The 18428-nt window shown below is 65.1% G+C and carries 18 protein-coding genes and 1 pseudogene; 8 read left to right on the top strand and 11 right to left on the bottom strand.

Going from position 1 to position 18428, the window contains the following annotated elements; genetic code table 11:
* Nucleotides 1-466 precede the first annotated feature (466 nt).
* Nucleotides 467-1351: a DUF3108 domain-containing protein gene (locus X268_RS00460; protein WP_128923106.1), complete on the bottom strand. Its 885-nt coding sequence runs from the start codon at nt 1349-1351 to the stop codon at nt 467-469.
* Nucleotides 1352-1828: 477 nt separating this feature from the next.
* Here X268_RS00460 and rpmB point away from each other — a divergent pair, with 477 nt between their 5' ends.
* The 3 genes from rpmB to X268_RS00445 all read left to right on the top strand — a co-directional run bounded on the left by rpmB (nt 1829) and on the right by X268_RS00445 (nt 3678).
* Nucleotides 1829-2137, top strand: a complete 309-nt coding sequence (rpmB, locus tag X268_RS00455; RefSeq protein WP_128923105.1) for a 50S ribosomal protein L28 — start codon at nt 1829-1831, stop codon at nt 2135-2137.
* 207 nt (nt 2138-2344) lie between these two features.
* Entirely contained in the window at nt 2345-2659 is a 315-nt protein-coding gene (locus X268_RS00450; protein ID WP_128923104.1) for a hypothetical protein, read from the top strand.
* Nucleotides 2660-2868: 209 nt separating this feature from the next.
* On the top strand, nt 2869-3678 hold the full coding sequence (locus X268_RS00445) for a glycosyltransferase family 2 protein (RefSeq protein WP_128923103.1): 810 nt from the start codon (nt 2869-2871) through the stop codon (nt 3676-3678).
* 218 nt (nt 3679-3896) lie between these two features.
* Here the strand turns inward: X268_RS00445 and X268_RS00440 are convergent, their stop codons facing one another.
* The 3 genes from X268_RS00440 to X268_RS00430 all read right to left on the bottom strand — a co-directional run bounded on the left by X268_RS00440 (nt 3897) and on the right by X268_RS00430 (nt 4916).
* Nucleotides 3897-4175 carry a DUF1488 family protein gene (locus X268_RS00440; protein WP_080140577.1) on the bottom strand — a complete coding sequence of 93 codons (279 nt, stop codon included), beginning with the start codon at nt 4173-4175 and terminating at the stop codon, nt 3897-3899.
* Between the two features lie 185 nt (nt 4176-4360).
* On the bottom strand, nt 4361-4657 hold the full coding sequence (locus X268_RS00435; protein WP_128923102.1) for a hypothetical protein: 297 nt from the start codon (nt 4655-4657) through the stop codon (nt 4361-4363).
* Nucleotides 4650-4916, bottom strand: a complete 267-nt coding sequence (locus tag X268_RS00430; protein ID WP_128923101.1) for a hypothetical protein — start codon at nt 4914-4916, stop codon at nt 4650-4652. Before X268_RS00430 ends, X268_RS00435 begins: the two co-directional genes overlap by 8 nt.
* A gap of 396 nt (nt 4917-5312) precedes the next feature.
* Between X268_RS00430 and X268_RS00425 the strand changes: the two genes are divergently transcribed.
* From X268_RS00425 to X268_RS00415, 3 genes are all read left to right on the top strand, one after another.
* Complete coding sequence (locus tag X268_RS00425; RefSeq protein WP_164937427.1) at nt 5313-5654, top strand: hypothetical protein; 342 nt, start codon at nt 5313-5315, stop codon at nt 5652-5654.
* A 333-nt stretch (nt 5655-5987) separates the two neighbouring features.
* Nucleotides 5988-7463: a T6SS phospholipase effector Tle1-like catalytic domain-containing protein gene (locus X268_RS00420; protein ID WP_245477741.1), complete on the top strand. Its 1476-nt coding sequence runs from the start codon at nt 5988-5990 to the stop codon at nt 7461-7463.
* 176 nt (nt 7464-7639) lie between these two features.
* Complete coding sequence (locus X268_RS00415) at nt 7640-7936, top strand: PilZ domain-containing protein (protein WP_164938080.1); 297 nt, start codon at nt 7640-7642, stop codon at nt 7934-7936.
* 245 nt (nt 7937-8181) lie between these two features.
* Here the strand turns inward: X268_RS00415 and X268_RS00410 are convergent, their stop codons facing one another.
* The 5 genes from X268_RS00410 to cobS form a co-directional block, all read right to left on the bottom strand.
* Nucleotides 8182-8589, bottom strand: a complete 408-nt coding sequence (locus X268_RS00410; RefSeq protein WP_128923099.1) for a hypothetical protein — start codon at nt 8587-8589, stop codon at nt 8182-8184.
* 141 nt (nt 8590-8730) lie between these two features.
* Nucleotides 8731-9843 (bottom strand): NADH:flavin oxidoreductase/NADH oxidase, encoded by a 1113-nt coding sequence (locus X268_RS00405; protein WP_128923098.1) that lies wholly within the window; start codon nt 9841-9843, stop codon nt 8731-8733.
* A gap of 192 nt (nt 9844-10035) precedes the next feature.
* Nucleotides 10036-11142: an esterase-like activity of phytase family protein gene (locus X268_RS00400; protein WP_128923097.1), complete on the bottom strand. Its 1107-nt coding sequence runs from the start codon at nt 11140-11142 to the stop codon at nt 10036-10038.
* Nucleotides 11139-13040, bottom strand: a complete 1902-nt coding sequence (gene cobT / locus X268_RS00395) for a cobaltochelatase subunit CobT (protein WP_128923096.1) — start codon at nt 13038-13040, stop codon at nt 11139-11141. Before cobT ends, X268_RS00400 begins: the two co-directional genes overlap by 4 nt.
* Nucleotides 13041-13181: 141 nt before the next feature.
* Complete coding sequence (gene cobS / locus X268_RS00390) at nt 13182-14165, bottom strand: cobaltochelatase subunit CobS (RefSeq protein ID WP_430648248.1); 984 nt, start codon at nt 14163-14165, stop codon at nt 13182-13184.
* 309 nt (nt 14166-14474) lie between these two features.
* Between cobS and X268_RS00385 the strand changes: the two genes are divergently transcribed.
* Complete coding sequence (locus X268_RS00385) at nt 14475-15134, top strand: DedA family protein (RefSeq protein ID WP_128923094.1); 660 nt, start codon at nt 14475-14477, stop codon at nt 15132-15134.
* A gap of 48 nt (nt 15135-15182) precedes the next feature.
* Here the strand turns inward: X268_RS00385 and X268_RS00380 are convergent, their stop codons facing one another.
* Nucleotides 15183-16403, bottom strand: coding sequence for a citrate/2-methylcitrate synthase (locus X268_RS00380; protein WP_128923093.1), 1221 nt, complete (start codon nt 16401-16403; stop codon nt 15183-15185).
* Nucleotides 16404-16479: 76 nt separating this feature from the next.
* Here X268_RS00380 and X268_RS00375 point away from each other — a divergent pair.
* Nucleotides 16480-17573: pseudogene (locus X268_RS00375) on the top strand (citrate synthase/methylcitrate synthase).
* A 220-nt stretch (nt 17574-17793) separates the two neighbouring features.
* Here the strand turns inward: X268_RS00375 and X268_RS00370 are convergent.
* Nucleotides 17794-18423: a J domain-containing protein gene (locus tag X268_RS00370; RefSeq protein ID WP_128923092.1), complete on the bottom strand. Its 630-nt coding sequence runs from the start codon at nt 18421-18423 to the stop codon at nt 17794-17796.
* Nucleotides 18424-18428: the final 5 nt, after the last annotated feature.

Below are 18428 nucleotides of genomic sequence, written 5' to 3'. Positions count from 1 at the left end.
TCGGAACGACTCTAGAACGAATCGCGGCCGAATCGCTGACTCGCCGCGGAGTCCTGTTACGTTCACGCAACATCTCGCGGGAGGCTTGTAGGCTACAACTAGATGGAGTTTTCGACCGCCGTACAAGTGACGTTTCGATGGCGGAAAGGCTTAAGTTGGGGACGGCGCGGAGTCGAATCAGAATCGGGGCGGAGTCAAATGGATTCCCGGAACCGGCCGCCCAAGCTCATTTTCGCGAAAACAACCCCCTGCACAGTAGAGATGTGATTGATATTGCTGAGTCTTTTTTACCCTCCCCTGGAGGGGGAGGGTCGGCGGCCATCGCGCGTAAGCGAGATGGACGACGGGGTGGGGTGATCTCTCGCCACGGGCAGTCTTCGTATTGAGAGATCACCCCACCCCGCTCGCGCTGCGCGCGATCGACCCTCCCCCTCCAGGGGAGGGGAAACGCCGACCGCCGCGCCTGTTACTGCGTCTTCGCGACCCGGGGCGGCTGGGCGGTGGTGATGAAGCTGGTGGCTTCCAGCATGGCCGGGCCGAGCGGCGTCGGCACTTTCAGCCAGAACGGGACCAGGATGCGGGTGCCGGCGACGGGCGCGAACGCGATCTCGATGTTGCGCTGGGCGGCGAGGTATTTGATCACGGGGCGGTCGGGGATGTAGCCCGAGACCGGCACGAAATAGAGCGCGCAGACCACGACCGGGCCCTTGTATCCCTTCTCCGCCTTCACGGTCTCCATGCGCTTGAAATCGAGCTTCAGGTCGTAGCGCATGCGGCCGTCGAACACGGGGGCTGCGTTGTGGCAGGCCTCCGGCGAAACCGGATCGCCGGTGCCGGGCACGCGCAGCAGCGAGGCCGTCATGGGGTCCCAGACGCCGCGGCGGTGCGCCTCGGTGACGACGATGCGATCAGGATCGACCGGCGGCTCCGGCAGGATCGCAAAATCCTTCACATTGCCCTTGTCGAGCGTGATGCGGATCTCTTCGGTCTTCTTCGAGGTGGTGGTCGAGGCCTGGTAGCCGGTCGCCACCAGCGCGCCGCCGACGACGCGCCCCTGGCTGGCGCGGGTGCCGGACCCGCCGGTGAACGATTTCAGCAGGCCCGAGGTGCCGCCCGAGGCCGCGGCCGCGAACACGTCGTCCTGGATGTCGATGTTCCAGGCGCCCTTGCCGACCGGAATGCCGGCGAGCGAGGCCTCATATTGCGCCTCGAGCTTGCCCTGCGCCGCCGCCGGCGCCGCGCCGAAGGCGATGCCCAAGGGCAGGATCCCGCCGCAAAACGCCGCCAGCCAGCCGGCAACGCGCGGGCGCGGCGGCCGCCGTTCTGGCGCAAAAGGGGACGTTGTGGGCACGAAACAATCCAATCGGGGCGCGATGGCCGTTACTTAAGACAAAAACCGCGGCAAGCAATGTGCCCCCGGCATCTCTGCCGGGGAACTCCACCGGAGTCTTCGGCGGCGAATGCGCCCTTTATGTGATGGTAAGGCGCGACAATCATTGCCGTTTTGGTGATCGGGAGGGTGCCGCGGGCTCCCTTACCTCTCCCGCTTGCGGGAGAGGTCGCGCCGCAGGCGCGGGTGAGGGCTCTCTCCTCTGGGGGACCCTCGCGTCTGCCCCCCAGAGGAGACCCCCTCTCCCCCACCCTCCCCCGCAAGCGGGGAGGGAGCGCACCACCCGGGCGGCCACGAAACCCGCCCCAAAACCTTGACGTCCCGCCCCTTCCCCCCTATACGTCCGCCCGCTCCCTGCAAGGACAGAGAATTTGCCCCTGTGGCGCCCCGGATGGCGGCCGCAACTCGTTTGGGGCTCGAACTATAAGGATTTGTGACATGTCTCGCCGCTGCGAACTGACGGCCAAGGGCCCCCTCGTCGGCCACAAGGTCAGCCACTCCAACATCAAGACCAAGCGCCGCTTCCTGCCGAACCTGGTCAACGTGACCTTCATCTCGGAAGCCCTGGAGCGCAACGTGCGCCTGCGCGTCTCCACCAACGCGGTGAAGAGCGTCGACCACAATGGCGGCCTCGATGCCTTCCTGCTCAAGGCCAACGCCGACACCCTCTCCCCGCGCGCTCTCGAGCTGAAGCGCGCCATCGTCAAGAAGGTCGGCGACACCGCGCCGGCGAAGAAGGCGAGCTGAGATTTTAGGTTAGGGCGGGGGCTAAGTTGCGTCGCGTCGCGTAAGCTTAGCCAGTAGCGTTTCTTGCGTTTGCGGCCGGATCGAAAGATCCGGCCGTTTTTGTTTGGGGAAGACGGTAGGCCGGTAGCTCACTAACGAAAGTGCACTTGCCCGCAAGGGTAGAACCTAGCATCCTGCGGTTGAGACTTCTCAGGCTGGGGTGGGAGGATGGACGCCGCCACCGAATTCAAGTCGAAGATACTTAGCCGGAGCAAAGAGCCCGAAGAATATCGAATTTACCGAGCAGGTCTCGAATGGGATCTAGCCGATCCAACCGTTATTGAACGAGCGGAAGACTTTAAACCGACGCCGAGCTGGAGCGATCGTCTTACTCCGTACTACCACCAAGTAACCAACCTCATAACATTCTGTCGTCGTCTTCCAGTGACTTTGCTCGCGGACGATGTCGGCCTCGGAAAGACGATCGGCGCAGGCCTGATCATCAGCGAACTCGCGTTCGGTCTCGACTGTCTAAAGTCATAATCGTTTGTCCAAAAATTCTCGCTTAGCGATGGAGGGAGGAGCTAGAGCGAAGTTCAATATTCCTGGAATTTTTACTTTGGGAGAGACCCGCTTAAGGCTGAACCGAAGAAGGTTGGTGCAGTAATCACGACATACGCTGATCGCGATCGCTTTCGCAGATCGAGGGAAGAAGCAATATCCCGCGCTAGGAAAGTGCAAGAATAGTTTCAATGAGAGTTTTATTCGCTCCTGACTATCGAGCTGGCAATCCTTACCAGCAAATGCTCGCGGACGCTCTCCGAGATCATGGCATTCAAACTGAATTCCTTTCTGACTACCGCAGGCTCCTCCCACTGTGGCGTGGCGTCAAAGACTTCGATTGCGACCTGCTGCATCTTCATTGGCCAGAAAAGTACTATCAGCGGCGCGGAGATGGCATCGATCTACTTAGGAGGCTGCGCTATCCGACGGACCTCAGGCTAGCCTTCTCCACACCGAACCGAGGAGTCAACGTTGCTCGCAATTCGATCATTGAGCTCGCCCGCGGCGCATGGATTCAATACTTGGATGCGGATGACTACTTGCTTCCTGAGAAGCTGATGTCTCAGCTGACCGAGCTTAACAGCTCGAAGAAGATTGACGTTATCTACAGTCCTGTATTCCTTGAGTATTGGACTTCTTGCGGAGCCCTACCCTTGGCCAAGTCAGTCATCGATTGCTCAATCGACATCTATGCTCAATGGTTTGGTTGGCAATTGCCTCAAACTGGCGGCTCTCTCTGGAGCAAGAACTTTCTTGAAAAGTTAGGAGGATGGAACCCCGATCGCGATCTTATATGCGATGAACACGAACTCTATATGCGCGCGCTCCAGGCCGAAGGCTCTTTTCAATTCGCTCCCATCGCCAATGCAGTGTACCGTATTTGGTCAGATCAGACCCGAGCGCACCGACAGCCCATTTCTCTTATTTCCAACAAATCTCGCTTGATTCAAGAAATGCGAGCATGGCTAGCTGAGCAAAAGAACTCCCGTTGGTGCTGATTATCGCTGCTAAGAGTCTGTTAAGGGATCTACGCGGCCTCGCTTCTATCGATATCTTCGCTACGCTCGCCCGGTAACATCCCTGGAGGCGCATCGTATGGATTATGCGCACACTGCCGGCGCCTCTCGCCCAAAGACCTCGTCAACTGCTAATGACGGCAACGGCCATCGGTATCGGCCCAAGGCGAACAAAGCGCCTCCGCGGCAGCCACCTCCCCCTACCCCCGAAAATCAATGCTCCGCAGCACAATTCCCGGCGGGGTGCCTTCGAACTCGCAGGCGCGGTATTTGCTGGCGGCGCAGGCTTCGATGCGGTCGCGCAGGCGGGTGAACTGGGCTTCGCGGTGCTCGGGCGCGACCTTGGGGCCGCGTTCGAGATCGTCCATTGCCGAGGTCGAGATCGCGCAGCCGATCTCGCGCGGGCCGTCCTGCATCGAGAACAGCACGATCATCCGGTCGTATTCGAGGCCGATGTAGCGGCCGCTGGTGAGGGTCATGACGGGCTCCTGTGCGTGGGTTGGTTCGCAGCCTCGTGCGCCGTCGCCGCAGCTTCGGCGAGACAAGCCCGCCTTCGCCTAGGCTTCGGCGCGACAAGCCGGGATGAGGTGCCCCCCGCGGCCGGCCGCCCGCGTGCCGTCCGCGACTTGCGCGCGTTTACGGCACGCGAGCGGCCGAGCTCGCCTCAGCTCTCCTCCGACAGCCGGGCGAAATCGTCGAACATCGCGGCCACCAGCGCGCGGTGGCGCGTGTCCTCGACGGGGAGGCTGGCGGCATAGAGGTTGAGCAGATAGCGCGCCTTCACCGCGGCCTCGGCCCAGGAGGCGGCGGGCACCGTCATCAGGTGGTTTTCGAGATCGGCCTCGCGCTCGCGCAGCTGCCGGACATTGTTCTCGACCTCGGCCAGCGCGCGGCGCAAATCGGTCGCCTTCTGCGCAGCCATGCCGCGATGCTTGTCGAGATCGACGGGATGATCAGTCATTGGCGACGCTCGCATCGACGGCGATCGCGGAGGCTAGGTCGGCCGCGCGGATCGAGAGCATCTCGACCGAGCCAAGCACGCCTTCCACGGGCACGATGATCGAGGTGCCGACGCGGCGCCAGGCCGAGACGATGTCGCTGTCGATCCTCTCCTCGTCGGCAATCACCTGATAGGCCCCGGCGGGCAGCACGCGCTCGACGCCGTGAATGCGGAACGGATGCCTAAACGTGACGGTTTCCCGCCGCGAACGGATGGTCATGCACGCCTGCCTTGCTGCGACAGCGGCCCCAAACCGACGCCGGTGATTGCAACCATGCGCCTCCTTTGCAGCAATAGCCAGCATTATCATGGCCAGTTGACGCGAACCGGTCCTCACTTCGCTCGACAATGCTGTGGCTGCGCGCGGCGTTTTAGTCCTCGCTATTGCGAAGCGTCAGGCGTAGGCTCGCATCCATCACCGCATCTCCCGCTACGGCATCGACCGGTGACTGAGGGTCACGTGCGCTCCCGCCGTCACATCAGTCGCCAGGGCACGCGCTCGTCGTGCCGATACAGGAGCATGCGATGCCGCGTTTTCGCGCCTCGGAGTGGATCGTGCCGCCGGTCATCGTTCCGCTGTTCCTGCTTCTCCTGGTCTGCGCGGCGGCCCTGCTCAATGGCTAGAGCCACGCGCGTGCCCTACCTCGTCAGCGGAACGAACGAATATGGCAGCGCCAATCTCGGACGCGGCAGCGCCACTGTCGCGTTGCGGCTGGGGCGCAAGCTGCTGCGCGATGGCTACATGGACGTGCGCGTCTGCACGCCGCGCGGGCGCGTGCTGCAGGCGGACGAACTCGGCGAACTCGAACCACAGGAGAGCGACATGGCCAAGGGACAGCAACGCGGCAATCGCGAAGCCAAGAAACCGAAGAAGGACAAGGCCAAGGTGATCGCGGCCGCCCCGAGCCGCAAGGAGGCGGCCTGGCAGCCGAATTTCGGACCGGCGAAGAAGAAGTAGGGGCTTCTTTCGCCTCTCCCCGCTTGCGGGGAGAGGAATCGCGTGTGGCGCTTTGCGCGAGCTGAGCGCGCGCCTCGTCCTTCGAGACGACCGCTTTCAGCGGTCTCCTCAGGATGAGGCTAAGCAGCATCGGAGTCCGTTGGATCAGCGAAACGCATTCGGTCCTCATCCTGAGGGCCCGCCAAGGGCGGGCGTCTCGAAGGATGGCCGCAGGCGATATCACTCCCATCTGCGATAGCCCCACCCTCCAGGGGAGGGTGAGACAGCATCGTCTCCTCGCCGTCGCGCGATTCGGCTATACTCGCCGGGGTAGCATTCGCCGGAGCGCATCCCATGGATCACGCATCCAAACCCGAGCCGAAAAACCTCGTCATCTGCTGTGACGGCACCGGCAACGAGATCAGCGAGAACATCTCCAACGTCCTGAAGCTCTATCGCTGCCTGCGCAAGACGGAGAAGACACAGCCGCGGCAGATGGTGTTTTACGATCCCGGCGTCGGCACGGTGACGAAGCCGACGACGTGGCACCGCTTGAAGGCCAATATCAACCTGGTGCTGGGGCTCGCCACCGGCTACGGGCTCGATGACAACGTGCTGTCGGCCTATTGCTTCCTGGTCGAGCATTACTCAGCCGGCGACAGGATCTATCTGTTCGGCTTTTCGCGCGGGGCCTACACCGTGCGCGTGCTGGCGGGGCTGATCCACAAGATCGGCCTGATCAGGCCGGAGCAGGCGAACCTCGCAGGCTCCGGCCTCGTCGCCTACAAGCAATATTCCGGCACCGGGCGCGGCAACGACATCGAGGACCTCACCGGCGTTGCCTTCGACGACCAGGGGCCGCTGCCGAAGGACCAATACGACCTCGCCGCCCAGTTCGCGCGCATCACCTCGACGCGCTGGCCGACCATCCACTTCATCGGCGTGTGGGACACGGTGGCGAGCGTGATCGTGCCGCGCGCCGACCGGCTGTTCTGGCCGAGCCTGGAGGAGCTGGCCTTCACGCTGCGCAACCCGAGCGTTCGGATCTTCCGGCAGGCGATCGCGATCGACGAGCGGCGCTGCATGTTCCGCCTGAAGCAGTACCGGGAGCCGCAGGAGTTCTGGAGCAACCGCTACGTGCCGGACGAGAAGAAGGTGCCGCAGGACATCCTGCAGGTGTGGTTCGCCGGCGTGCACAGCGACGTCGGCGGCGGCTATCCGGAAGTCGAGAGCGGGGAGTCGAAATATCCGCTGCTGTGGATGATCGCGGAAGCGGAGAAGGCGGGGCTGAACTTCAACCCCGCGACCGTCAAGCAGCTCGCCTGGGGCATCCAGCGCAAGAACTCGCCGTTCAGCTATGTCGCGCCGGCCACCACCGGCAAGACCGGCGTGCTGCACGATTCGATGACGCCGGGCTGGCGGGTGCTGGAATTCCTGCCCAAACGCGCGAAATACAAGGAGTGGCCCGACCGGACGGTGGTGCTCGGCTTCTACATCCCCGATTGCGAGCCGCGCGTCATCCCCGACGGCGCGCATGTGCATGAGAGCGTGCTGAAGCGGATGGCGGTGGAGCCGGATTACCGGCCGGTCAACCTGCCGAAGGACTATGTGACGGTGCCGATGCCGGTGGAGCCGGGGGTGGATCTGGCAGCGGGAGTGGCGGCGGAGGAGATCGTGACGGGGGGATGGGGGGCGGGCTTTGACCCGTGCTGCCGCAGCTTGCGCGCACGCCTCGTCCTTCGAGACGGCGCTTACGCGCCTCCTCAGGATGAGGCTAATCAGCATCAGCGCCCGTTGAAACTGCCGCCGCGCGCTCCGCCCTCATTCTGAGGAGCCCGCCTAGGGCGGGCGTCTCGAAGGATGGCGGGGAGGAAAGATCACAATGCGATAGTCCTACCCTGGAGAGGACGGTGGCATTCCGCTACCACCGCTTTCTGCCTTCGCCGACACTTTTCATTAAAATTCTCCCGCGCGGTTTAGCCGGATCGAATCTTCTGCGCGTCATCATGGCGGTCCGAACACGCCGCGAAACCTGCGCAGCTGGAGGAGACGTGCCACACTATCCGCGCCGATTTGCCCGCGTGAAGCCTTCGGGCCTGGTGTCGCGCCAGGCCAAGATCATCACCGGCCCGCGCGCGCCGGTCATCAACTGCACGCTGATCGACTATTCGCCCGGCGGGGCCTGCGTCGATCTCGGCGGGCAGGTGAGCATTCCCGATCGCTTCGAGCTGCTGCACGTCAACACCAAGAAGCGCTGCCGCATCGCCTGGAAACGCGGCTCGCGGATCGGCGTGGTGTTTTAGAGCGCGATCTTTTTTCGTAACCGGAAGCCGCCGAGCGCTCCGCTCTGCCCCCTCCCCCCTTGCGGGGGAGGGATGGGGAGAGGGGTGGCCCAGCAAATGGTGGGCCTTGCGTTCGAGGTGACGCAACAGAACCTCGTTCGACTCGCCAGAGCGCGTCGTGTGGCTACCCCTCTCCCTAGCCCTCCCCCGCAAGGGGGGAGGGAACGCAGCGGTGCTGGCGGCACGATTGTTCTCCGACAACAAACCTACTTCCGCATCCTAGCCTTGGCGCCGGCCACGATCTGCATGGCGACGCCGGCGAGCCAGCCGATGAAGACGAGCCAGGTCCAGGCCATGTGCGGATCGAGGCGGAGCACGATGACGGCGACGGAGGCGAAGGCGGTGAGCGTGGCGCACAGCGTGCCGGCAGAGCTGAGGAATTCCGCGGCGTCGATCTCGCTATGCGCCTCGTCGAACGGCATCTGCGGCGTGTCGATGCCGAGATAGAAGCCGATGCAGCCGAGCAGCATCATCAGCAGCAGGAAGCCCTGCGTGGTGAGCTGCGGGATCGCCGATCCCACATAGGCGCCGATGAACAGCCCGCAGGCCGCGCCTGCCATCGCAAGTCCCACACGCTCGAACACATGAGCCGTCTTGCGGACACGAAAATGCATGAGCACGCCCTCCCGGCGGAGCTGGATGAGCGCAAGGTTAGGCCAGTTTTGCGGTGCGTGGAAGCTGAGGAGATTTACGGAGGCAGGGCGGGAGGTGAGAGAGGTGCGGCGCAGGCGTCGCGCCGCACATGCAGCACGCCCTCACCGCGCTCCGAACGTGGTCTTGCCGAACAGCGCCTTCTGCGTCGAGGGCTGCGAGCGCCAATATTGCGGCGGGGCTTCGACCTCGCCGCCGAGCTCGGCGGCGGCGTGCCAGGGCCAGCGCGGGTCGTAGAGCATGCCGCGGGCCAGCGCGACCATGTCGGCCTTGCCGGAGGCGACGATCTCCTCGGCCTGCTTCGGCTCCGTGATCAGGCCGACGGCGATGGTGGGCAGACCGGTCTCGCGGCGGATGGCGTCGGCGAACTGCACCTGATAGCCGGGGCCGAGCGGGATTTTTTGCAGCGGCGAGACGCCGCCGGAGGAGGCATCGATCCAGTCGACGCCGCGCGCCTTCAGCGCTTTCGCGAATGCAATCGTCTGGCCCAAGTCCCAGCCGCCTTCGACCCAGTCGGTCGAGGACACCCGCATGCCGACCGGCTTGTCGTGCGGGAAGACGGCGCGTACCGCATCATAGATCTCGAGCGGGAAGCGCATGCGATTCTCGAGCGAGCCGCCATATTCGTCGGTGCGCTTGTTGGAGACCGGCGAGAGGAATTGATGCAGGAGATAGCCGTGGGCGCCGTGCAGCTCGATGGCATCGATGCCGAGCCGATCGGCGCGCTTTGCGGCGTCGACGAAAGCCTCGCGGATGCGCTTCAGGCCGGCGGCATCGAGCGCGAGCGGCGCGGCCTCGCCCTCCTTGTGCGGCAGCGCCGACGGCGCCACCGTCTGCCAGCCGCCTTCGCTGACCGGAATCAGCTGGCCGCCGTCCCAGGGCCGCGCGCTCGAGGCCTTGCGGCCGGCATGGGCGAGCTGCATCGCGATCGCCGTGGAGGAATGCTTGCGCACCGAGGCGAGGATCTGCTTGAGCGCGGCCTCGCCAGCGTCGCTGTAGAGCCCGAGGCAGCCCGGCGTGATGCGGCCGATCGCCTCGACATGGGTCGCCTCGATGCAGAACATCGCCGCGCCCGACAGGCTGAGATTGTTGATGTGGGTGAAGTGCCAGTCATTGGCGACGCCGTCGTCGGCCGAATATTGGCACATCGGCGACACCACGATGCGGTTCTTCAAGGTCAGGCCGCGCAGCTTGATCGGGGAAAACAGGACGCTCATGCGGGGGAGTTCCGGTGGGATGGGGGCGATGGCTGGAGTGTAATGTGCCCACGGGCGATTGCTAGGCGCGCGGCGGAATGGCCGGTAGCCACGGCGTGCATTTCCGCAATGACGGTTTGACGCGAGATGACGCCACACATTCCGCTGTCGCCCCGGTCAAGCGTCAGCGCTGATCCGGGACGACAGTGGTGGCTACTCCGCCAGCGTGAATTGCAGCAGCAGCGTGCGCTGGAGCATCGAAAAATTGTCGTCGGAGATCAGGGTCAGCACGGTCTCGCCCTCGGGCGTGACGTGGGCATCGATGCCTTCCATGTTGTCGATCTCCTGGCCGAGATCGGCGACGAACAGCGCAGGGCCGTCGACCAGCGCGCCCGGCGCGATCGACTTCAGCTGTAGCGAGCGGATGCGGATGTTGACGCCGGTGAACCAGGAGAATTTGCGCTCCAGGATCAGTATCTCGCCGGAGGGCAGCAGCACGGCGTCGCTGATGTCGTATTTCTCGGTGCGGCGCACGCTGAACTGGCCCGGCGTCGGGCCGCCGATCAGGAAGGCTGTGAGGTTGCCGTCGGCATCCAGCCCGCGCTCGGAGAAGGCGATCAGGGTGCCCGCGAGCGGCTGGCCCTGGCCTTTGGATTGTTCCTTGCCCTTGTCCTTTTCTTTGGGCACGACGACGAGTGCCTCCAACCCCTTGTTGGAGGGCAGCCTGCGCACGCCCGGCGGCACCGGGATCACCTCGCCGCGCGCGTGCGTGCCGCCTTTGGAGAAATCGTAGCGCAGGATCTGGTTGACGCGCTCGAGCCCGACATAGACGACATTGCCGTCGCGCGCGATCGATTCCGAATCCCACCACAGGCGCTTGTCCGTGATCGGCCGCCCCTCGGCACCGAGCAGCGGCGCGGCCTCGACGTCGTCGAGGCCGGCCATCTTGCCGCCGGCATAGCGGATGCGGCCGGTGAACCAGCCGCCCTGGTCGGAGACCGCGAGAAACCCCTCGCCCTTGGCATCGAGCCGGATGCCGGACAAGCCGCCGAAGCCGCGATAGCGCGAGGTCAGCACCAGGCCGCTGCGATACTCCAGCGAACCGAAGCGCGTGCGCGTGCGGTCGCGCGGCTCGAAACTGGGAATGGCGCGCGCATTGACCTCGACCCTGACGGGCTCGGTGACGGCGTTCTCGATCGCAAGCGCGCGCGATGGCGGCTCGGCCGCGCCTTGCGCCAGCGCGTGGCGAGAGAGGGCGAGGGTGGAGAATCCCGCCGCCGCGTGCGTAAGGAAGCTGCGGCGGGATGAAAGCGTGCTCACGAATGCAATTTGCGTCGCGGGCGAGCGGGCGCTTGCGTGGGTGCGGTGTTGGTCTCGCTGAACAGCTCGGCGAGCTTCTCGGTGATGGCGCCGCCAAGCTCCTCGGCATCCACGATCGTCACCGCGCGGCGATAGTAGCGCGTTACGTCATGGCCGATGCCGATCGCGATCAGCTCGACCGGCGAGCGGGTCTCGATCTCCTCGATGATGTGACGCAGATGCCGCTCGAGATAATTGCCGGGATTAACCGACAGCGTGGAATCGTCGACCGGCGCGCCGTCCGAGATCATCATCAGGATCTTGCGCTGCTCGGGCCGGCCGAGCAGGCGCTTGTGCGCCCAGTCCAGCGCCTCGCCGTCGATGTTCTCCTTCAGCAGACCCTCGCGCATCATCAGGCCGAGATTTTTTCGCGCACGACGCCACGGAGCATCCGCCGATTTGTAGATGATGTGGCGGAGATCGTTGAGGCGGCCGGGATTGGCCGGCTTGCCGGCCGCAAGCCAGGCCTCGCGCGATTGCCCGCCCTTCCAGGCGCGCGTGGTGAAGCCGAGAATTTCGACCTTGACGCCGCAACGCTCCAACGTGCGCGCGAGGATGTCGGCGCAGGTGGCGGCGACCGTGATCGGGCGTCCGCGCATCGAGCCGGAATTGTCGAGCAGCAGCGTCACCACGGTGTCGCGGAACGTCGCCTCCTTCTCGTGCATGAAGGACAGCGGGTGATAGGGATCGGTGACGACGCGCGACAGCCGCGCGGGGTCGAGGATGCCCTCTTCGAGGTCGAACTCCCAGGCGCGGTTCTGCTGCGCCATCAGCCGGCGCTGCAGCCGGTTGGCGAGGCGGGCGACGATTCCTTGAAGATGCGCCAGCTGCTTGTCGAGATAGGCGCGCAGGCGCTCCAGCTCGTCATGGTCGCAGAGGTCCTCGGCGGCGATGATCTCGTCGAACTTGGGCGCGAAGGCGTGATATTCCGGCCCGCGCGGCTCGTTCTTGCCGTGCTGGTTCGGGCGCGTCGCCTCGCCCGGCGTCTCGTCGTCGCCGAGCTCGCCGTCGTCGAAGGTGTCGGAGGTCGAGGCCTGCGCGCTTTCCATCGCGCTCTCGCTCATCTCCTCGGATGTCGCCTGCGCCTGGTCGGCGCTCATTTCCTGCGCGGCATCGGAATCGGGCGAGCCTTCGGCGCCTGACTGGTCGTTGTCGCCGTCCTGGTTCTCGTCGTTGTCGTCGTTGTCCTCGCTGTCGGCGTTGCGCTCGTCGCCGAGCTCGAGCGCCGAGAGCAGGTCATGCACGGCATCGCCGAACCGGGTCTGGTCCTCGACCAGGCTGTCGAGCCGGTCGAGCCGCTTGCCGATCTTGTCCTCGAGAATCGGCCGCCAGAGGTCGACCATCTTCTTGGCGGCCGTGGGAGGCGCGAGGCCGGTCAGGCGCTCGCGCACCAGCATCGCCAAAGCATCCGCCAGCGGCGCGTCGGCGCGGTCGGTGATCTCGTCGAACTTGCCGCGGTGGAAGTGGTCGTCGAGCATCGCGGTGAGGTTCTTGGCGACGCCCGCCATGCGGCGCGCGCCGATCGCCTCGACCCGTGCCTGCTCCACCGCCTCGAACACGCCGCGTGCCTGCGGATTGCCCGGCATCAGCTTGCGATGCAGCTTGGCGTCATGACAGGCGATCTTGAGCGCGATGGAATCGGCGTGGCCGCGCACGATCGCGGCATCGCGCTTGGTCATCTTTCGCGCGGGCTCGGGCAGCCGCGCCTTGCCCGGCGCAAGACCGGGCCGCTCGGCCGCGAAGGAGACGTCGAGCTCCGGCGACTTGGCGATCGCCTTCAGGCAGGACGCCACCGAGCGCTTGAACGGCTCGGTCGGCGCTTCCTTGTTGCTGCGGAATTTGGAGTTGGAGGTGGTCATCTGACCCTATCTGTCGTCCCGACGAACGCCGGGACCCATAACCACCGGCCGCTCTGTATCAGGAAACTATCAGCGTCGTTCTATTGAGCATCACGCGGCGTGCCGCCCGGCGTTCGCCGGGACGACATACCGCGAGAAAGATCAGCTGAGCGCCACGTTCACCGCCGATTCCGGCAGCTCGGCGTTGAAGCAGCGCTGATAGAACTCGGCGACCAGGGGGCGCTCGAGCTCGTCGCATTTGTTGAGGAAGGTGACGCGGAAGGCGAAGCCGATATCTCCGAAGATGTCCGAGTTTTCCGCCCAGGTGATCACCGTGCGCGGGCTCATCACCGTCGACAGATCGCCATTTGCGAAGGCGTTGCGGGTGAGATCGGCAAGGCGCACCATCTTGTTGACGATGTCGCGACCTTCCTGGGTGCGATAGTGCTTGGCCTTGGCCAGCACGATCTCCACTTCCTCGTCATGGCTGAGATAGTTCAGCGTGGTGACGATCGACCAGCGGTCCATCTGGCCCTGGTTGATCTGCTGGGTGCCGTGATAGAGGCCCGAGGTGTCGCCGAGGCCGACCGTATTCGCGGTCGCGAAAAGGCGGAACGCCGGGTGCGGCTTGATCACCTTGTTCTGGTCGAGCAGCGTCAAGCGGCCGGAGACTTCGAGCACGCGCTGAATCACGAACATCACGTCCGGGCGGCCGGCGTCGTATTCGTCGAACACCAGCGCGACGTTGTGCTGGAGCGCCCAGGGCAGGATGCCGTCGCGGAATTCGGTGACCTGCTTGCCGTCACGGACCACGATGGAGTCCTTGCCGACGAGGTCGATACGGCTGATGTGGCTGTCGAGGGTGACGCGCACGCAGGGCCAGTTCAGGCGGGCGGCGACCTGCTCGATATGGGTGGATTTGCCGGTGCCGTGATAGCCGGTCACCATCACGCGGCGGTTCTTGGCAAAGCCCGCGAGAATGGCGAGCGTGGTGGCGCGGTCGAAGCGGTAATCGGAATCGACTTCGGGCACGTGAGGATCGACTTCGGAATAGGCCGGGACTTCGAGATCGCTGTCGATCCCGAACACCTGGCGCACCGACACCTTCATGTCGGGCAAACCGGAAACTTCCTCAACTTTGGACATGGCGGCGGTCGTCATCAATCCTCCGAGGTCCCGGGCGGTCCCGAAACCGGTTATTCGCACGTTGGCTGCGGCTGGGTGCTGAAAATCAACCTATCAGAGACAAGGAGCCGGCAGAAGCCCGCCCCCCAATCAAAGTTCCGTTGTCTTTTCATCTAGATAGGCAAGGAACGCAGTTTTTGGAGGGCTGCCTTGCGAATCACGCCCAAATTCAGGCGGGTCACGCCCGTCCCGTGCGAATGGCACTTTGGCCGTATGCAGCTACTTATGTAGGGTCCGAAGCCCCCATGCTCCAGCCCTCCAAGAGACGACGTGACATCCTTTCTCGATCCCCTCATCGCCTTCGTTTCCGCCCATCCGTGGCTGGCCTATCTGACCCTGTTTCTGGCTGCGCTGCTCGAAGCCGTTCCGGTGGTGGGATCGGTGATCCCCGGCTCGACCATCATCCTGGCACTGAGCGCGCTGATTCCGGGCGGCGAGCTGGCGCTGCCATGGGTGCTGCTGGCGGCAGCAAGCGGCGCCGTGCTCGGTGACGGCTCGGCCTATTGGACGGGGCACCGGCGCCAGCGCGAGATCCTTAACACCTGGCCGCTGACCAATTATCCGCGCGTGGTCGCCGAGAGCGAGAGCTTCTTCCACCGCTTCGGCACCTGGGCCGTGTTCTTCGCCCGCTTCGTGCCGCCGATCCGCGCCTTCGTCCCGGTCACGGCCGGCGCGCTCGGCATGACGCCCGCGAAGTTCTACGCGGTGAACATCCCGGCGATCCTGGTCTGGGCCCCCGCCCATGTGCTGCCGGGCGTGCTGGCGGTGTCGGCGCTGCACGAATATGCCGGGCTGCACCACCATGCGCATGTCGGCAAGCACATCTGGATGCTGACCGTGGTGGGCGTGGCGATCGTGGGGGGCCTTGGTGTCTGGTACTACCGTCGCCGCCAGAACGGCATCGTCGCAACGGCAAAGCCGCGGGGTTAGGCTGCCGCCACACCAAAGGTGTCGTCGGGCGCCCCGCTCGCAGAGTTTCTAACCAGCGCCCCCCACCCTTCGCCCCGGCGCGGGTCCCACATATCTTGCCCGCGGCCTGATCAGCTTGCCGAACTGCAATTGCTCGCTGGCATGGGCGATCCAGCCAACGCTGCGGGCCATCGCGAACAAGGCGAGCTCGCTGCCTGCGGGCAGGCGCAGCGCGTGCACGAGCACGGCGAGCGCATAGTCGATGTTGACGAACTCGCCGGTGGCTTCCGCGATCCGCTCAGGCACCTCGCGGGTGAATTTGCGCGGTGCGCCGGCGCGCGAGAGCGCGTTGAGCAGCGACTGCGCGCGGGGATCGCCGCGCTTGTAGACGCCGTGGCCGAAGCCGGCAAAGCGCTCGCCGAGCGCGACGCGCTCGCGCACAACAGGCGCGACGTCGCGATCGATCAGCGTCTTGACGAGTTGCGAAGCCAGGACGCCGGCGCCGCCATGCTTCGGGCCTTTCAGCGCCGCGAGGCCGGCGATGACGGCATCATAGAGGTTGAGGCCGGTGGAAGCGGCGCAGCGCGCGGTGAAGGTCGAGGCGTTGAGCTCGTGATCGGCGAGCAGCACCAGCGCGCGGCGGATCAGATCGGGCGCGTGCTTGTTGTCCGCCGCCCAGGCGGTTGCGATCTGCTGATGCAACGGTGCGGGCGAGGGTTCGGCATTGAGCATGGTCGCAACCAGCAGGCGGACGATGCGGCCGCCGACCATGGCGCGGCCATCGGGCGCGCGGGTGAAGGCGCGGGGATCGACGCTCGCGGCCAGTGCGAGCACGGCGATGGCGCGGTCGATCGGGGCCGCCCGGCGTGCGGCCTCCGCAATCACGCGCATTTCTTCGGAGAGCTCAGGCTGATTATCCGGAGCGAACGGGTCGACATCGGCGACATCCCAGAGCAGCGTCGCGGTGTGCTCCAGCGTGTCGTTCTCGGCGAGATCGACGCAATTGACGCCGCGATAGATCGCGCCTTCCTCGGTGATGGTCGAGATCTCCGTGTCCATGACCGGCAGATCGGCGTCGAAGGAGCGCAATCCCCGTGGCTCTGGCGATGGCACACGGCGCTCCTTCAGCGCCCGGACATCCTCGGCCCGGTAGCGGTTCTTCCTGGAGTCCGGGGTCGGCTCGGAGCGGATCAGGCCGCGGCTGACATAGGCGTAGAGCGTGGCCGGCGAGATCGCGAGCTCCGCGGCGGCCTCCCGGGCGGAGAGGTAGAGCCCCTCGGAATTTTTCATATTGATTCATGTAATCAAGATTGATCAATGTGTCGAGAGGCCTGACCTTGTTCTCCGTGAACAGGAGATTTGGGCCATGAACATCCACCTCACCAAAAGCCAGATCGGGTTGGACGGCATTCCCGCGGCCGAGACCGTGCTGAGCCATGTCGACGGCGAACGCGGCGAGCTGATCATTGCCGGCGAGCATGTCGGACGGCTCGCCGCCATCTCGAGCTTCGAGGGCGTCACCGCCCGGCTCTGGAACGGCGCCAGCAAGACCACCCTCACCGAAGCCAATGTGCGCTCACAGCTGGGCGCGGCGCGCGAGCGCGCTTTCGCGCGGCTGCCGGACCTGCGCCGGTGACGCGCGGCATGGGCATCATCGACGGTTTTCGGGCGGCCGTCGCCGGACTGCGCGCCGAGCACGGGCTGGAGCACGAGGCGACGATCGTCGGCGCTTTCCCGGTGATCGCGGGCGCGCTGGTCCGGCGCGCCAAGGGCCTGGAGCCGGTCGCGCCCGATCCCAATGTGAGCCACGCCGCCGACACGCTGCGCATGCTGCACGGGCGCGCGCCTGAAACGCGCGAGGTCACGGCGCTCGACGCCTATCTCGTCACCGCCAGCGATCACGGCATGAACGCCTCCACCTTCACCGCGCGCGTGGTGGCCTCGACGCAGGCCGATCTGTTCGCGGCCGTCACCGCCGGCTATTGCGCGCTGACCGGTCCGCTGCATGGCGGCGCGCCGGAGCCGGTGCTGGAAATGCTCGATGCGATCGGCTCGCGCGAGCGGATCCAGCCCTGGGGGGATTCGGCGCTGGCCCGCGGCGAGCGCATGATGGGGTTCGGCCACCGCGTCTATCGCGTCCGCGATCCGCGCGCCGACGTGCTCAAGACCGCGGTCGAGGCGCTGGCGGCTGATGGCACCGATCTGCCCTTTGCCGGCGAGGTCGAGGCGTATATCCGCAGCGCGCTGCGCAAGAAGAATCCGGAGCGGCCGCTGGAGACGAATGTCGAGTTCTTCACCGCGATCCTGCTCGATGCGCTGGCGATTCCGCGGCAGGCGTTCACGCCCATCTTCGCGGTCGCGCGCGCCGCAGGCTGGACCGCGCATGCCCGCGAGCAGCAGCGGACGGGGCGGTTGATCCGGCCGAGCTCGTCTTATGTCGGGGCGATGCCGGAGGCGTAGGTGCGCAGCAGGGTTGGGTGAGGCGATGGCGGAGCCAATCCTCCGCTGTCGTCCCTGCGAAGGCAGGGACCCATGCCGCGTGATTTATCGATGAATGAAGGTGTCAGTACCAGCGAAGACTTTTTCACTACGAGTCTTCGCCAAACCGCTCCCTGGGGTTGTGGGTCCCGGATCTGCGCTTCGCTTGTCCGGGACGACAACCGAGGATGTGGCGAGAGGCTCAGGCCTCGCGCACCACCGTCTTCAGATAATTATACGCCTTGATGATCTCGATCAGGCGATCCTCGGTGGAGCGGTCGCCGCCGTTGGCATCGGGGTGGTGCTGCTTCACCAGCGCCTTGTACTTGGTCTTGACGTCGGCGAGCGTGGCGCTGGGGCCGAGGCCCATGACCTGGAGCGCCTTGCGCTCGGCGTTCATCACCTTGCGCGTCTCGGCCTTGGGCTCCGCTTCGGGACCCTTGCGCCAGCTGGCGCGGCCGTTGATCTCGCTGAACATGCTGAAAGGATCGGACGCCATGTCGATCTCTTCCGCACCCTTCTTGCCGCCATTGGCGCCCATCTTCCAGGTCGGGCGATGGCCGGTCAGCGCATCCTTCTGGTAGCGCGCAACGGCTTCGGCATTCATGCCGGAGAAGAAATTGTAGTTCTGGTTGTACTCGCGCACGTGGTCGAGGCAGAAGTGCCAGTACTCGCGCTGGTTCTCACGGCCCTTCGGCGCGCGGTGCGCGCCCTTGTTGGCGCAGCCCGCCCACTCGCAATTGACCGCGGTGTCGCGCGGTTTCACTTCCGGCTGCTTGCCCCGCGGCTTGACGCGGATGGAGTCGAAGAATTTTGATGAATCGATCGGCATGGCTG

The organism is Bradyrhizobium guangxiense (genome assembly GCF_004114915.1).
Classification (GTDB): Bacteria; Pseudomonadota; Alphaproteobacteria; order Rhizobiales; family Xanthobacteraceae; genus Bradyrhizobium; species Bradyrhizobium guangxiense.
This window is presented reverse-complemented; position numbering and strand designations above follow the sequence as displayed.

Coding starts and splice junctions, on each gene's coding strand:
- rpmB (WP_128923105.1), top strand. CDS start 1,829: ATGTCTCGCCGCTGCGAACTGACGGCCAAGGGCCCCCTCGTCGGCCAC.
- X268_RS00450 (WP_128923104.1), top strand. CDS start 2,345: ATGGACGCCGCCACCGAATTCAAGTCGAAGATACTTAGCCGGAGCAAA.
- X268_RS00445 (WP_128923103.1), top strand. CDS start 2,869: ATGAGAGTTTTATTCGCTCCTGACTATCGAGCTGGCAATCCTTACCAG.
- X268_RS00440 (WP_080140577.1), bottom strand. CDS start 4,175: ATGACCCTCACCAGCGGCCGCTACATCGGCCTCGAATACGACCGGATG.
- X268_RS00435 (WP_128923102.1), bottom strand. CDS start 4,657: ATGACTGATCATCCCGTCGATCTCGACAAGCATCGCGGCATGGCTGCG.
- X268_RS00430 (WP_128923101.1), bottom strand. CDS start 4,916: ATGACCATCCGTTCGCGGCGGGAAACCGTCACGTTTAGGCATCCGTTC.
- X268_RS00425 (WP_164937427.1), top strand. CDS start 5,313: ATGGCTAGAGCCACGCGCGTGCCCTACCTCGTCAGCGGAACGAACGAA.
- X268_RS00420 (WP_245477741.1), top strand. CDS start 5,988: ATGGATCACGCATCCAAACCCGAGCCGAAAAACCTCGTCATCTGCTGT.
- X268_RS00415 (WP_164938080.1), top strand. CDS start 7,640: ATGGCGGTCCGAACACGCCGCGAAACCTGCGCAGCTGGAGGAGACGTG.
- X268_RS00410 (WP_128923099.1), bottom strand. CDS start 8,589: ATGCATTTTCGTGTCCGCAAGACGGCTCATGTGTTCGAGCGTGTGGGA.
- X268_RS00405 (WP_128923098.1), bottom strand. CDS start 9,843: ATGAGCGTCCTGTTTTCCCCGATCAAGCTGCGCGGCCTGACCTTGAAG.
- cobT (WP_128923096.1), bottom strand. CDS start 13,040: ATGACCACCTCCAACTCCAAATTCCGCAGCAACAAGGAAGCGCCGACC.
- cobS (WP_430648248.1), bottom strand. CDS start 14,165: ATGTCCAAAGTTGAGGAAGTTTCCGGTTTGCCCGACATGAAGGTGTCG.
- X268_RS00380 (WP_128923093.1), bottom strand. CDS start 16,403: ATGAAAAATTCCGAGGGGCTCTACCTCTCCGCCCGGGAGGCCGCCGCG.
- X268_RS00370 (WP_128923092.1), bottom strand. CDS start 18,423: ATGCCGATCGATTCATCAAAATTCTTCGACTCCATCCGCGTCAAGCCG.